Source organism: Streptomyces sp. NPDC001135, from assembly GCF_053598395.1.
In genome coordinates this window covers 129,615-142,402 of sequence record NZ_JBSFKD010000002.1, presented here as the reverse complement: position 1 = coordinate 142,402, position 12,788 = coordinate 129,615, and the positions used below count along the sequence as shown (strand labels likewise).

Annotated in this window: 12 protein-coding genes and 1 pseudogene; 4 read left to right on the top strand and 9 right to left on the bottom strand. The window is 73.3% G+C overall.

Annotated features, from left to right (window positions below; translation table 11 throughout):
- Positions 1-32: 32 nt before the first annotated feature.
- The 3 genes and pseudogenes from ACWC94_RS03705 to ACWC94_RS03695 all read right to left on the bottom strand — a co-directional run.
- A pseudogene (locus ACWC94_RS03705) lies at positions 33-233 on the bottom strand (substrate-binding domain-containing protein); the annotation flags it as partial.
- Positions 197-418: a hypothetical protein gene (locus ACWC94_RS03700; RefSeq protein WP_450795032.1), complete on the bottom strand. Its 222-nt coding sequence runs from the start codon at positions 416-418 to the stop codon at positions 197-199. The pseudogene ACWC94_RS03705 and the gene ACWC94_RS03700, both read right to left, overlap by 37 nt.
- On the bottom strand, positions 415-1,488 hold the full coding sequence (locus ACWC94_RS03695; RefSeq protein ID WP_450794737.1) for a YncE family protein: 1,074 nt from the start codon (positions 1,486-1,488) through the stop codon (positions 415-417). The genes ACWC94_RS03700 and ACWC94_RS03695 overlap by 4 nt, the downstream gene beginning before the upstream one ends.
- 146 nt (positions 1,489-1,634) lie before the next feature.
- Between ACWC94_RS03695 and ACWC94_RS03690 the strand changes: the two genes are divergently transcribed.
- On the top strand, positions 1,635-2,534 hold the full coding sequence (locus ACWC94_RS03690; protein ID WP_450794736.1) for a LysR family transcriptional regulator: 900 nt from the start codon (positions 1,635-1,637) through the stop codon (positions 2,532-2,534).
- 28 nt (positions 2,535-2,562) lie between these two features.
- Here ACWC94_RS03690 and ACWC94_RS03685 read toward each other — a convergent pair whose 3' ends face one another.
- A complete protein-coding gene (locus tag ACWC94_RS03685) occupies positions 2,563-3,471 on the bottom strand; it encodes a helix-turn-helix domain-containing protein (protein ID WP_450794735.1) in 909 nt (302 codons plus the stop codon).
- Positions 3,468-4,307: a helix-turn-helix domain-containing protein gene (locus ACWC94_RS03680; RefSeq protein ID WP_450794734.1), complete on the bottom strand. Its 840-nt coding sequence runs from the start codon at positions 4,305-4,307 to the stop codon at positions 3,468-3,470. The genes ACWC94_RS03685 and ACWC94_RS03680 overlap by 4 nt, the downstream gene beginning before the upstream one ends.
- 345 nt (positions 4,308-4,652) lie before the next feature.
- On the opposite strand from ACWC94_RS03680, the gene ACWC94_RS03675 reads away from it, so the two are divergent.
- Complete coding sequence (locus tag ACWC94_RS03675; protein WP_450794733.1) at positions 4,653-5,012, top strand: hypothetical protein; 360 nt, start codon at positions 4,653-4,655, stop codon at positions 5,010-5,012.
- Between the two features lie 27 nt (positions 5,013-5,039).
- Here the strand turns inward: ACWC94_RS03675 and ACWC94_RS03670 are convergent, their stop codons facing one another.
- From ACWC94_RS03670 to ACWC94_RS03660, 3 genes are read right to left on the bottom strand one after another with little or no spacing between them, the layout of a single operon-like run.
- A complete protein-coding gene (locus ACWC94_RS03670; RefSeq protein WP_450794732.1) occupies positions 5,040-6,728 on the bottom strand; it encodes a thiamine pyrophosphate-binding protein in 1,689 nt (562 codons plus the stop codon).
- 23 nt (positions 6,729-6,751) lie between these two features.
- Positions 6,752-7,720, bottom strand: a complete 969-nt coding sequence (speB, locus tag ACWC94_RS03665) for an agmatinase (RefSeq protein WP_450794731.1) — start codon at positions 7,718-7,720, stop codon at positions 6,752-6,754.
- Positions 7,721-7,776: 56 nt separating this feature from the next.
- Positions 7,777-9,237 carry a sodium:solute symporter gene (locus ACWC94_RS03660; RefSeq protein ID WP_450794730.1) on the bottom strand — a complete coding sequence of 487 codons (1,461 nt, stop codon included), beginning with the start codon at positions 9,235-9,237 and terminating at the stop codon, positions 7,777-7,779.
- A gap of 191 nt (positions 9,238-9,428) precedes the next feature.
- Between ACWC94_RS03660 and ACWC94_RS03655 the strand changes: the two genes are divergently transcribed.
- Positions 9,429-11,015 (top strand): helix-turn-helix domain-containing protein, encoded by a 1,587-nt coding sequence (locus tag ACWC94_RS03655; RefSeq protein WP_450794728.1) that lies wholly within the window; start codon positions 9,429-9,431, stop codon positions 11,013-11,015.
- A gap of 62 nt (positions 11,016-11,077) precedes the next feature.
- Positions 11,078-11,866 (top strand): phosphatase, encoded by a 789-nt coding sequence (locus ACWC94_RS03650; RefSeq protein ID WP_450794727.1) that lies wholly within the window; start codon positions 11,078-11,080, stop codon positions 11,864-11,866.
- 14 nt (positions 11,867-11,880) lie between these two features.
- On the opposite strand, the gene tesB is transcribed toward ACWC94_RS03650, so the two are convergent.
- A complete protein-coding gene (gene tesB / locus ACWC94_RS03645) occupies positions 11,881-12,747 on the bottom strand; it encodes an acyl-CoA thioesterase II (protein WP_450794726.1) in 867 nt (288 codons plus the stop codon).
- Positions 12,748-12,788 lie beyond the last annotated feature (41 nt).

The window sequence follows — 12,788 nt, the reverse complement described above, 5'->3', positions numbered from 1 at the left end:
ATGCTCCGGGGGCCGCCCGCCGTCCGTCGTCGTCAGCCGCTGAAGCCGGCCACGTTGTCCCTCGTGACCACCTTCACCGGCACCTTCACCGTCGGCTCCGCCTTCTTGCCCCGGACCGCCTTCAGCGCGTTGTCCACGGCGATCCTCCCCGATTGCCCCGGCTGCTGGGCGACCTACGCGTACAGCGTGCCGTCCTTCACCGCCGCCGGCCCGTCCGGGGTGCCGTCGAAGCCGAAGTGAAGTTCCGCAACGGGTCGGCCTGCTGGGAGGCGTCGCTCCGGGCGTCGGTGACGGTCAGGTCCACGCCCGGCTTCTCCGCCTCGGCCCGGGCACCGGCCCGGATCCGCACGAAGAACGGATGGTGACCGGCCGGGCCGCCGCCCCGGCCGGCCCACGGCCCCCTCCACCCTGCCGTCACGGGCGTGGGACGTACGCCAGGCCGTGCGCTCCCGGTTCGCCGCGCTTGGCGATGTCCAGCCGGGCCAGGGTCTGCAGCGTGTCCAGGTCGATCACGTGGACGGTGGAGGAGACGACGCAGGCCACGTAGGCCAGTCGGCCGTCGGGGGACGACCGGACGGTCAGGGGCATCACCCCCACCTCCAGTTCGCCGAGGCGTTCGCGGGTGGCCGCCGAGAAGACGGTGAGGCGGCCCGGCGCCTGACGGCCGAGGCCGGAGCCGAAGCCGGAGCCGGAGCCGGAGACGCCGTCGGAGTCGGGGGCCGGCCGCATGCGCACCTCGCCGGTGAGCAGTTTGCCGGTCGCGGTCAGGTGCACCGGCATGACGACGTGGTCCGTGGGCAGGGTGGCGGTCACGGACAGCGTGCCGGCGTCGATCACCCGGATGCCGGGCGTCTGCCCCTCGGGCGCACCGGCGTACGGGGCGGCGACGAAGACGTGCGCGCCGTCGGCGGAGACCGCCAGCCCCTCGCTGCCCGGCACCTCCACCTTCGCGGTGAGGCCGCCGCGTTCCAGGTCGACCACCGACACGAACGGCGCCTCCTTGTTACTGGCGTAGCCCGTCCGCCCCGTCGGATCGATGGCGAACCAGTGCGGTCCGGGTGCGTCGGTGTCGATCCTGCCCAGGGGCCGGCGGGTGGCGGTGTCGATCACCACGACGCCGCCGGGCCGGTCCGCCGCGCCCTCCACGCTGACGTAGAGGCGGCCGCGGACCGGGTCCAGCGCCAGCCCGTGCGGCCCGTGTTCGGGCGCGAGGTCGACGACCTCCACGATCCGGCGGGTGTCGGGATCGATGGCGGTCAGCTCGGTGCCGCGGCCGCCGTTGGCGTGGTAGTAGCCGGAGCGGTACGTACTGCTGCACCACAGCAGCCGCCGCACCGGGTCGAAGCACAACTCATGGGGCTCGGCGGGGACTTCGACCGTACCGAGGTGCCGGTCGCGGGCGGCGTCGTAGAACGAGACCGCCGGCCCGCTCTGGCTGACGACGGCCAGCACATCGCCTTCTCGGCCGGCACGGGGTGACTGCTGCACAGGGGACTCCTCGACGGGGCTCATGGGGGTTTTCGCGGACACCTCCACTCTCCGCACCGGGGAATTCCGCAGCAATGCAAAGATCGGCACGCAATCATTGCCTCAGACGTAAGAACGCAGCTCGAGAACGCCGCTCAGGAGCGTCCATGGATCTCAATCTGCTGCGCGCCCTGGACGCCCTGCTCCAGGAGAACAGCGTGACCCGTGCCGCCGAGCGGCTCGGCACCTCACCCGCGGCGGTCAGCCGTACGCTGGCCCGGCTCCGCCGTGCCGTCGGTGATCCGCTGCTGGTCCGCGCGGGCCAGCGGATGGTACCGACGCCGCGGGCGCTGGAACTCCGCGAAGAGGTGGCCGGGTTGTTGCGCGGCTGCGACAACGTCCTTCGTCCCGGGGCCGGTTTCGACCCGGTGCATCTGCGGCGCACGTTCACGGTGCAGGCCACCGACCTGCTGCTGACGGGGCTGGCCCGGACCCTGACCGACCGGATCCACGCGGAGGCCCCGCACGTGGACGTCGTCTTCCTGCCGGAGGCGGTGGAGGGCGGCCCCGGGCTGCGGCAGGGGCTGGTCGACGTCGAACTGGGCGTCCTCGACCATCTGGATCCCGAGATCCACACCCGGCAGCTCAGGCGCGCGCACCTGGTCGGTGTCGCCCGCAGCGGTCACCCCCTCTTCGGCCGGCGGATCGACGCCCGCCGTTTCGCCGCGGCCGACCACATCGGTGTCTCCCGGCTCGGCAAGCGCACCGGGCCGGTCGACCGCGCGCTCGCGGACCTCGGACTGCGGCGCCGGACCGCGGTGGTCGTGCCCGGTTACACGGCCGCGCTGATGCTGGCCCGGGACACCGACCTCGTCGCGCTCACCCTGCCCGACTGGCTCCCCGGCACCATCGCCGCGCTGGGCCTGCGCACCTTCCCGGTCCCCCTCGACCTGGCGCCCCTGGACCTCGGGATGGCCTGGCACCCCCGCAACGCGGCCGACCCGGGCCACCGCTGGTTCCGTGACCACCTGGCGGCCGCGGTCCTGGCACCGGACGGGAACCCCTGAGGTAGCAACCGGGTCCGCGGACGCGTCGCTACCCCTGGGTGCCGAAGCAGTGCCGCTCGCCGTCGCGTACCAGGCAGGCGCGTACGCGGTCCAGGTCGGACCGGGAGGCGGCGACCATCGGGGTGGACAGGGAGTCCTGGGCGTCGTACCGGTCCTTGACCTCGATGCGCCACGGCGCGTGGTGCGGTACGAGGATCTCCGCCCGGTCCCCCACCTTCCCGAGGTCGATCCGCACCCACACCGCACCGCAGGCGGTGCTGTGCCGGATCTTGACCACGGTCGGCCCGGGGAAGCTCTGCCGGCCCAGGGTCACCGGCACGGGGGCGGCTCCGCAGCCGTACGTCTCGGGGTCCTTGCCCGTGCAGCCACCGCCGTGGCATCCCTGCACCAGCGCGGACGGGGACGCCGGGGGCGGGGTGCGCGGGCCCGGGTCGGACCCGCTGAAGGCGCCGGTCGCCGCCAGCGGCACGAGGGCCGCGACGACCGCGAGCGCACCACCCACGACGGCGATCAGGTGCCGCGACGGGCGCCGGGGTGAGCGGTCGCCTTCTTCGGGCGGGAGTGTCCCGGCCGGGGCCGGAGCGGGCGACGGCACCGCCGCGAGCGGGTGCCCACCCGGCGCACGTACGCCCTCGGGGCGACCGCCCGCCGCACGCCCGGCCGCCGGGGCCCCGCCCGCCGCACGCCCGCTCGACACCGCGTCGGCCAGTTCCCACAGGGCGAGCAGACGGCCGGGGTCCTCGCCCGCCAGCTCGCACAGTTCCGCCACGGCCTGCCGCGGCGGAACGGTCCCGCCACGGAGATAGCGGTCCCAGGACGACTTGCTGTACGGCGTCTTCGCGGCCAGTGCGGCCAGGCTCAGCCCGGTCCGGGCGCGTAGCCCGCGCAGCGCCTGCGCCAGCCGCTCGCACTCCACCGGCCGGTCGCCGGACGTCATTTCCGCAGCACCCCCCAGGTGTCCTCGCCGACGACCCCGTCCACGCGCAGGTGTGCCCCCTGCTGCAACCGCTCCACCGCACGCTCGGTGCGGGAGCCGAACGCACCGTCGGCGACCCCCGGCGAGAGGCCGTGGTGGCGCAGCAGGCACTGTGCCTCGACGACGTCCCACTGTGCGGATCCCTTGCCGATCAGGCCGACACGGGTCGTGCTGTACCCCGCGTACAGCAGCCCGTCCGCGGCCCGGTGCACCCGGCACGGGTAGTCCTTTCCGGCCCGGTACACGAATGCCCCCTTGTCCGCGCCCGTCCCCGTCCCGGAGGCCGACGGCGCGGTCTGCGCCGGGACCGGCCGGCCGTCGCCGCGCCCCGGTCCGCCGTGCCACGGCGCGGCCACCAGGAGGACGATCACCGCGGTGACGAGCACGGCCGAGGCCAGTACGACGGTGAGCGCCTTCCGTCCCCGTGTGCCCTTCTCCCGGCCCGTGCCCGCCGGTTCCTCCCCGGCCGGACCCGAGTCCGGATCCGCGCCCGGATCCGCGCCCGGTTCCGCCGGCCGCTCCTGACCGCCCCCGCGCCCCGCCGCCACGGCCACCTCGTGCAGGGCCAGCAGCCGGGCCGGGTCCATGTCGCAGGCGCGGGCCAGCGCCGCCACCGCCTCCTTCGGCGGCAGGGAACGGCCGTTGAGGTAGCGGTCCCAGGAGGCACGGCTGTAGCCCGTCCGGGCGGCCAGTGCCTGCAGGCTCAGACCGCTGTGGTCCTTGATACGGCGCATCCGTACGGCGAGTTGCCGCACTCGTGGGTCGAGCGAGTCCGGCAACTGTTTCCAACGAGACATGCTCCACCCCATGTCTGTTGCAACTCCCCGCAAGGAGGATGCCCCACACAGGGCGCCCGGTTCCCGTGGCCCGGCGCGTGAGCGCATGATTTCGGCCGTCTCCGGGGGCGTTCCCGCGTCCCGCCGGTGCCTCATGGCGCACGGCGTCTGCGCAGGTCCCAGGGTGGGACGTCCCGCGTCGGCGGCAACTGCCCGGCGGCCCTGGCCCCGTCCTGGACTCGGCCTGCACTGTCGGTGCTGCACGACGGGCGGTGCGGTCCACCCCGCACCGCCCCAGGCATTCGGCGGCCCGCTCCCACGGGGGTGGGGCGGGCCGCCTCAGACAACCGAGTCCAAGGAGCATCCATGCGATTCCGTAGCGCGACCGCCGCCGTCCTGACCGCGTGCGCCATGGCCGGGAGCGGTCTGGCCCTCTCCGCGCAGACCGCCTCGGCGTCCACCGCGGCCCGGCCGAGCTGTCCGTATCCGTACGTGTGCTTCTACAACGGCAACACGATGACGGGAAAGTTCAAGGACACCGGGTACTGGCAGACGCTCGGCGCGAGCCGCAGGGCGAAGGGCGCGGTCAACACCCGGCACGACGACGTGGCCTACGTGAAGTTCTCCGACTACCACACGATCTGCATGAAGCCGGGACAGGGCTGGTCCTTCGGCTCGGCGCACCCGACGCAGGTGTACATCAGCACGTCGAGCACGTGCCACTGAGGCACCCCCGGATCCGGCGGGCCGGGATCACGCCGTGAGGTGCGTCGGCGCGAACATCCGCAGGACCGCCGGGAGCACGACCACCGAAGGGCCGGGCGCGGACAGCGCCTTCGCCAGGTCCTCCTCCAGGGTCTCCGGGGTCGTCCGTACCCCGGGGACGCCGAAGGACTCGGCCAGGGCCACGTAGTCCGGGCGGGTCAGTTCCGTCGCCGTCGCCCGGCCGAAGGCGTCCGTCATGTACTCGCGGAGGATGCCGTAGCCGCCGTCGTCGACGATGAGCCAGGTGACCGGCAGGTCGTACTGTTTCGCCGTGGCCAGCTCCGCGATCGAGTACAGCGCGCCGCCGTCGCCGGACACCGCCAGCACCGGGCGCGTCGGGTCGGCCGCCGCCGCGCCCAGCGCCGCCGGGAAGCCGTAGCCGAGGCCGCCGGCGCCCTGTGCGGAGTGCATGGTGTTCGTGCCCCGGGGATCGAAGGCCGACCACGCCCAGTACGCCAGGATCGTCATGTCCCAGAAGGAGGGGGCGCCCGAGGGCAGGGCACGGCGGACGGACGCCAACAGCTCCTGCTCCAGGGTGAGTTCCTGGGAGGCGATGCGCTCGCCGACTCGGGACAGCAGCTCCCGCACCCGCCCCGGCGCCGACTCGTCCGTGCGCTCCTGGACCGTCTCCAGCAGCGCCTGCAGGGCAAGTCGCGCGTCCGCGTGGATACCGAGGGCCGGATGGTTGGACTCCAGCTTGCCGAGGTCCGCCTCGATCTGGATCACCCGGCCACGCGGCTTGAACGTGTGGTAGTTGGAGGAGAGTTCACCGAGCCCCGAGCCGACCACCAGCAGGACGTCCGCGTCCTCCAGGAAGTCCGTCGTATGCCGGTCCTCCAGCCAGGACTGCATCGAAAGAGGGTGCTCCCAGGGAAACGCGCCCTTGCCGCCGAAGGTCGTGACCACGGGGGCGTCGAGCCGCTCGGCCAGCTGCAGCAGCTTTCCCGAGGCGTCGGATCGTACGACCCCGCCGCCCGCGATGATCGCCGGGCGGGCCGCACGCGACAGCAGGTCGGCTGCCACCGCCGTCAGTTCGGGGCGCGGGACCAGGTCCTCCGGTGTGGCGTCCGGCGCCGTCACCACCGGCAGCGCGGTCGGAGCCAGCAGCACGTCCTGCGGGATCTCCACCCACACGGGGCCGTGCGGTGCGGTCAGCGCCGACTTCCACGCCGCCGCGACGGCGGAGGGGATCTGGGACTGGGTGCGGACGGTGTGGACGGACTTGACCACGCCCCGGAAGGAGGCGGCCTGGTCCGGGAGTTCGTGGAGGTAGCCGTGACGGCCGCCGCCCAGGCCGGCCGTCGGGACCTGGCTGCTGATCGCCAGCACGGGGGCGGAGGCGGCGGCGGCCTCCTGCAGGGCGGCCAGGGAGGTCAGGGCTCCCGGGCCGGTCGAGAGGAGCAGCGGGGCCGCCTCTCCCGTGATCCTGCCGTACGCGTCGGCCGCGAAGCCCGCGTTGTTCTCCACCCGCAGACCGACATACCGCAGGGAGGAGCGGCCCAGGGCGTCGAACATCCCGAGGGCGTGCTGGCCGGGCAGGCCGAAGACGGTCGTCGCGCCCAGTCCGGCGAGGGTCTCCACGACCAGGTCTCCGCCGTTGCGGCCGGGGGGAGGATTCAGCGCGGCCTCCTGCTGGGCCTCGGTCGGGCGGAGTACCAGGTCGTGGTCGTGGGTCACTGCTCTCGGTCCCCTAAGGAGAGTTAGACGTTGCGGGCCGCCGCGATCTGGCGGCTCATGATGGTGGTCAGTTCGTAGGCCGTGTGCGAGGCCGCGACCGAGGTGATCTCGGCGTGGTCGTACGCGGGCGCGACCTCGACGACGTCCGCCGAGACCAGGTTGCAGGACGCCAGACCGCGCAGGATCTCCAGCAGTTCGCGGGAGGTCATGCCGCCGGCCTCGGGGGTGCCGGTGCCGGGCGCGTGGGCCGGGTCGAGGCAGTCGATGTCGATGGAGATGTACAGCGGGCGGTCGCCGATGCGCTGGCGCAGCTGGTCGGCCACCTCGTCGGCGCCCCGGCGGTAGATGTCGGCGGACGTGACGATGCCGAAGCCCATCTTCTCGTCGTCGGTGAGGTCCTGCTTGCCGTACAGCGGGCCGCGGGTGCCGACGTGGGAGAGGGCGGAGGTGTCGAGGATGCCCTCCTCCACCGCGCGGCGGAACGGGGTGCCGTGCGTGTACTCGGCGCCGAAGTAGGTGTCCCAGGTGTCCAGGTGGGCGTCGAAGTGCAGCAGGGCGACCGGGCCGTGCTTCTTGGCGACCGAGCGCAGGAGGGGCAGCGCGATGGTGTGGTCGCCGCCCAGGGTCATCAGGCGGGCGCCCGTGCCGAGCAGCTCGTCCGCCGCCGCCTCGATCGTCTCGACGGCCTCGTTGATGTTGAACGGGTTCACCGCGATGTCGCCGCCGTCGGCGACCTGCGCCAGGGCGAAGGGGGAGGCGTCCTGCGCCGGGTTGTACGGGCGCAGCAGCCGGGACGCCTCGCGGATGGCGTTGCCGCCGAAGCGGGCGCCCGGCCGGTACGAGACACCGGAGTCGAACGGCACGCCCACGACGGCGACGTCGGCGGTGCCGACCTCGTCCAGGCGGGGCAGCCGGGCGAAGGTCGCGGGTCCGGCGTACCGCGGGATGCGGGAGGAGTCGACAGGGCCGCGGGGCGTCTCGTTGCTGCTCATGGTGAATTGCCTTCTTTCTTGCGCTTCATCGCGCATGTACTGCTTTCCCTACGACTCTACTGGTGAGCCGGGACAGGTTCGGACGCGAGTTCGGGGGACCGTCCGGCCAGGCGCTCGCGCCAGACGGCGAGGACGGTCTCGTCGGTGGGCCGCGTCGCCAGCGAGACGACGAGGTAGGCGGCGAGGGAGGCGAGCAGGCCGTAGTAGACGGGTTCGTTGGCGAGGATGCCGTACCCGGCCATCAGGCCGATCACCGCGAGGCCGCCGACGATCACGGAGGCCAGCGCGCCCTGCACCGTGCCGCGCTTCCACAGCAGGCCGCCGAGGATGGGCACGAGCAGGCCGGCGACGAGCAGGTTGTACGCCACGGTCAGCGCCTCGACCACGTTGTTCAGCGCGATCGCCGTGCCGATCACCGCGACGCCCATGACCAGGATGAACGCCCGGTTGCCGGTGACCTCGTCGTGGTCCTCGCCGCCGCTCCGTACGGCACCGCGCAGCCGCGACCAGATGTCGTTGTTGGCGACCGTGGCGCAGGCGATCAGGGCGCCGGAGGAGGTGGACATCACGGCGGCCAGGGCGGCGGCCAGGACCAGGCCGCGCACGCCGACGGGGAGTTCGTCCTTGACGATGGTGGCGAAGGCGTCGTCGGGGCTGCCGAGCTTGGGGTAGAGCACCTTGGCGGCGGTGCCGATCACCGCGCCGGCGAGGGCGTAGGCCAGGCAGTAGGTGCCGGCCACCGTGCCGCCCCACCGGGCGGTCCTGTCGCTGCGGGCGGTGAACACGCGCTGCCAGATGTCCTGGCCGATCAGCATGCCGAACGTGTAGATCAGGACGTAGGTGAAGATCGTCTCGCCGCCGATGCCCAGCGGGTCGAAGTACGAGGTCGGCAGCTTGGCCTTCATCTCCGAGAAGCCGCCCGCCTTGACCACGGCGATGGGCAGGAGCAGGAGCAGCACGCCGATGGTCTTCACCACGAACTGGACCATGTCGGTCAGTGTGATGGACCACATGCCGCCGAGGGTGGAGTAGGCGACGACGATGGAGCCGCCGAGGACGATCGCGACGGTCCGGTTCATGTCGAGGAGGACGTCGAAGATCGTGGCGTAGGCGATGGTCGAGGTGACGGCCAGCATGAGGGTGTACGCCCACATGACCACGCCGGAGATCACGCCGGCCCGCCCGCCGTAGCGCAGGTCCAGCATCTCGGAGACGGTGTAGACCTTCAGGCGGGCGATGCGGGCGGAGAAGAAGACGGAGAGCGCGAGGAGCCCCAGGCCGATGGTGAAGACCATCCAGGCGCCGGACAGGCCGTACTGGTAGCCGAGGCCCACGCCGCCGATGGTGGAGGCGCCGCCGAGGACGATCGCCGCCATGGTGCCGGAGTACATGGCCGGGCCCAGGCGGCGGCCGGCCACCAGGAAGTCGCTCTTGGACCTGGCGCGGCGCATGCCCCACCAGCCCATGGCCAGCATGCTGGCGAGATAGACGACGATCACTGTGTAGTCGACGGCCATATGGGGCCCTCCTTCGCGCACTGTCCGGTGGCGTGTCGTGCAGATGCAGGGGAAACGGACGGCAGCGGCTCGCGGGGACATCCGCCCGTACCCGCGGCTGCCGTGCTGACTTGACACTAGGTGGCCGGAAAGCGACTGCGAAGTGTACGTTTCATCCATATGAACGGGGCGGGATGGAGGAAACGCACACCATGCCGGAGACGATCACCCCAGCGGTCCCACCGACCCCACCGGTACCGCTGTCGGCCCTGCTCGCCCGCGACGATCTCGGTCTGCGGCAGATCGCGGGCCCGTCCGACCCCTCCCTCGTGATCCACTGGGCGCACACCTCGGAGATGGCCGACCCGTACCCGTATCTGCTGGGCGGTGAGCTGCTGCTCACGGCGGGAGTGCACGTCCCGGAGGCGGCGGGTTCGGACGGGGGTGCCCCCGGTCATGTGGGGGAGGACTCGGGACCGGGGGACTACTTCGACGACTACGTCTCGCGGATCGTGGCGGCGGGCGGAGCCGCCCTCGGGTTCGGCCTCGCGCCGGTGCACGACATGGTGCCGCGCGCGCTGGTCGCCGCCTGCGAGCGCCACGGACTGCCGTTGCTGGAGGTCCCGCCCCAGACCACCTTCTCCGGGGTGGCCCGCGCGGTGTGGCAGCTGATGGCCCAGGCCCGGCTCGCCGAGCTGCGCCGCGTCACGGAGGCCCAGCAGGGCCTCGCCTCGGCCGCCGCCCGCCCGGACCCGGTGCCGTCGGTGCTGCGCCGCCTGGCCCAGCACCTGTCCGGGCACGCGGTGCTCTACGGCCCGGACGGCACCGCCCTCGCCGCCGCGGGCCGCGAGCCGGCCGCAGAGGTACGCGACGCACTGGCCGAACTGGCGACCGTGGTACGCGCCACCGGCGGCCCGGCACCCGGGGCGGCCCCGCACGCGCCGGGCGCGGACACCGCCCCGGCCCCCTCCCGCCCCCTCCCCGCCTCCGCCACCGCCACCGCCGGCTCCGCCCACCTCGCCGTCTACGCCCTCGGTGCCGGTGACGGGTTCGTACTCGCCGTGGCCGGCGCCCGGCGGGAGCCCGGGGACCACACCATCGCCTCCGTCGCCGCGGTCCTGCTGTCCCTGCTGACCGGGGAGCATCACAGCGGTGCCGGGGCGGCACGGTCCTCGGCGCTGGTGCGGCTGCTGCTCGGTGCCCCGCCGGAGGCGGTCGCTCCGCTGCTGGGGGAGGGCGGCTGGGTCGTCGTACACGCCCGGCCCGAGGGGCAGCCCCCGGACGCCGTCGCCGCCTCCGCGCTCGGCGCCGCCCTGGGTTCGCCACTGGTCGACCTCGCCCATGACGTCGTACGGGTGCTGGTGCCGGGCGGGCGGGCACCGGGGCCGCAGGCCGGGTGGACGCTCGGGGTGAGCGCCGCCGTCGCGCCGCGGGAGTGGGCGGACGCCGACGCCCAGGCGGCCCGTGCCCTCGCCCGGGCCCGCGCCACCCGCACCCCGCTGGTCCGCCACGGCACCCGGCCGGGGTGGGAGGCCCTGGTGCCGCGGGCGGACGCCGAGGCACATGCCCGGGCCGTACTCGCGCCGCTCGCCGACCGGCCCGAGCTGACCGAAACCCTGCGCAACTGGCTGTCTCTGCACGGAAGTTGGGACCGCACAGCGGTGGCGCTGGACGTGCACCGCAACACCGTGCGGCAGCGGATCGCCCGCTGCGCCGCCCTGTTGGACGCCGACCTGGACGACCCGGACGTACGCATGGAGTTGTGGTTCGCGCTGCGGCACGGCCGATCCGGCGGGTGAGCCGCGTCCCACCGGGCGATATGCCGAGGACGCCCGCAGTGCGCTGCCCCACAATGGGAGGCATGCCGATATCCGGGACACCCAGCCGCGCCCAGCTCGTCGACCACCTGGTGAGGACCCGTATCGCGGGGGACGTCGCCACGCCCCGCGAGAACAACCTCTCCCACTACCGCCAGCTCGCCAACGGTGTCCGCACCTTCTGGTTCGGCCTGGAGCTGGGCGAGCGCTGGACGGACGAGCAGGACGTGCTCGCGGTGATGGCCGAGCGGGTGGGTGTCAGCGACGATCCCGAGTACCGGTACGGGCAGGACACGATCGACCCCGAGCTGACCGTGGACGCGCTGGAGCGGATGGCGGCACGGTTGCGCAAGGCGGCCGACGGGCGGCAGCGGGTGCTGTTCGCGACCGGTCACCCGGGCGGCCTGCTGGACGTGCACCGGGCCACGGCCGTCGCGCTGCGTGCCGCCGGCTGCGAGATCGTGGTCGTCCCGGACGGGCTGCAGACGGACGAGGGGTACGTCATGCAGTTCGCGGACGTGGCCGTGCTGGAGCACGGGGCGACGCTGTGGCACACCCACTCGGGGGAGCCGATGCGGGCCATTCTGACAGGACTTGAGCGGGCGGGCCGCCCGTTGCCGGACCTGGTGGTCGCCGACCACGGCTGGGCCGGGTACGCCGGACAGCACGGCCTGGACGCGGTCGGGTACGCCGACTCCAACGACCCGGCGCTGTTCCTCGCCGAGTCCGAGGGCACCCTGCAGGTCGTCGTACCGCTCGACGACCACGTGGTCAGCCCGCGCTACTACGACCCCCTGACGGCGTATCTGCTGGCCGAGGCGGGACTGGCGTAACGCCGACGGCGGGCTCAGCGCGGGACGCGGACCACACCCTCCTGGATGACCGTGATGGCGAGCCGGCCGTCCTGGGTGTGTATACGGGCCTGGCCGAGGCCCCGGCCGCCGTGCGCGGACGGCGACTCCTGGTCGTACAGCAGCCATTCGTCGGCGCGGAAGGGCCGGTGGAACCACATCGCGTGGTCCAGGGAGGCGCCCACGACATCCCCCACGGCCCAGCCGCCGCGGCCGTGCGCGAGCAGCACGGAGTCGAGGAGGGTCATGTCGGAGACGTAGGTGGCGAGGACGACGTGCAGCAACGGGTCGTCGCCGAGCTTGCCGTTGGTGCGGAACCACACCTGGCTGTGCGGCTCGCGGGGCGCGCCGAACTGCCCGTACGGCGGCTCGTCGACGTACCTGAGGTCGATCGCCTCCCGGGCCTGGAGGAACCTCTCGACGACCTCGGGCGCGAGGTGGCCGTAGCCGCGCAGCCGCTCCTGGGAGGTGGGCAGGGTCGCCGGGTCGGGCGAGGCTGGCATCGGCGCCTGGTGCTCCAGGCCCTCCTCGTACGTCTGGAAGGACGCCGAGAGGTGGAAGATCGGCTTGCCGTGCTGGACGGCGACCACGCGGCGGGTGGTGAAGGAACGGCCGTCGCGGATGCGGTCGACGGTGTAGACGATCGGCGCGCCGGGGTCGCCCGGGCGCAGGAAGTAGGCGTGGAGGGAGTGGGCGGGACGGTCCGCGGGGACCGTCCGCCCGGCGGCGACCAGCGCCTGTGCCGCGACCTGCCCGCCGAAGACGCGGGGGACGACGGCGGAGCGGGACTGGCCGCGGAAGATGTTCTCCTCGATGTGCTCCAGGTCGAGCAGATCGAGGAGATCCTGGAGTGCCTGACTCATGGGTTCTGGTGGTACCGGCCGGTGACCGCGCCCGGTCGCAC

Excerpts from the sequence above, each read along its gene's own strand:
- ACWC94_RS03690 (WP_450794736.1), top strand. The coding sequence starts at position 1,635 with ATGGATCTCAATCTGCTGCGCGCCCTGGACGCCCTGCTCCAGGAGAAC.
- ACWC94_RS03685 (WP_450794735.1), bottom strand. The coding sequence starts at position 3,471 with ATGACGTCCGGCGACCGGCCGGTGGAGTGCGAGCGGCTGGCGCAGGCG.
- ACWC94_RS03680 (WP_450794734.1), bottom strand. The coding sequence starts at position 4,307 with ATGTCTCGTTGGAAACAGTTGCCGGACTCGCTCGACCCACGAGTGCGG.
- ACWC94_RS03675 (WP_450794733.1), top strand. The coding sequence starts at position 4,653 with ATGCGATTCCGTAGCGCGACCGCCGCCGTCCTGACCGCGTGCGCCATG.
- speB (WP_450794731.1), bottom strand. The coding sequence starts at position 7,720 with ATGAGCAGCAACGAGACGCCCCGCGGCCCTGTCGACTCCTCCCGCATC.
- ACWC94_RS03660 (WP_450794730.1), bottom strand. The coding sequence starts at position 9,237 with ATGGCCGTCGACTACACAGTGATCGTCGTCTATCTCGCCAGCATGCTG.
- ACWC94_RS03655 (WP_450794728.1), top strand. The coding sequence starts at position 9,429 with ATGCCGGAGACGATCACCCCAGCGGTCCCACCGACCCCACCGGTACCG.
- ACWC94_RS03650 (WP_450794727.1), top strand. The coding sequence starts at position 11,078 with ATGCCGATATCCGGGACACCCAGCCGCGCCCAGCTCGTCGACCACCTG.
- tesB (WP_450794726.1), bottom strand. The coding sequence starts at position 12,747 with ATGAGTCAGGCACTCCAGGATCTCCTCGATCTGCTCGACCTGGAGCAC.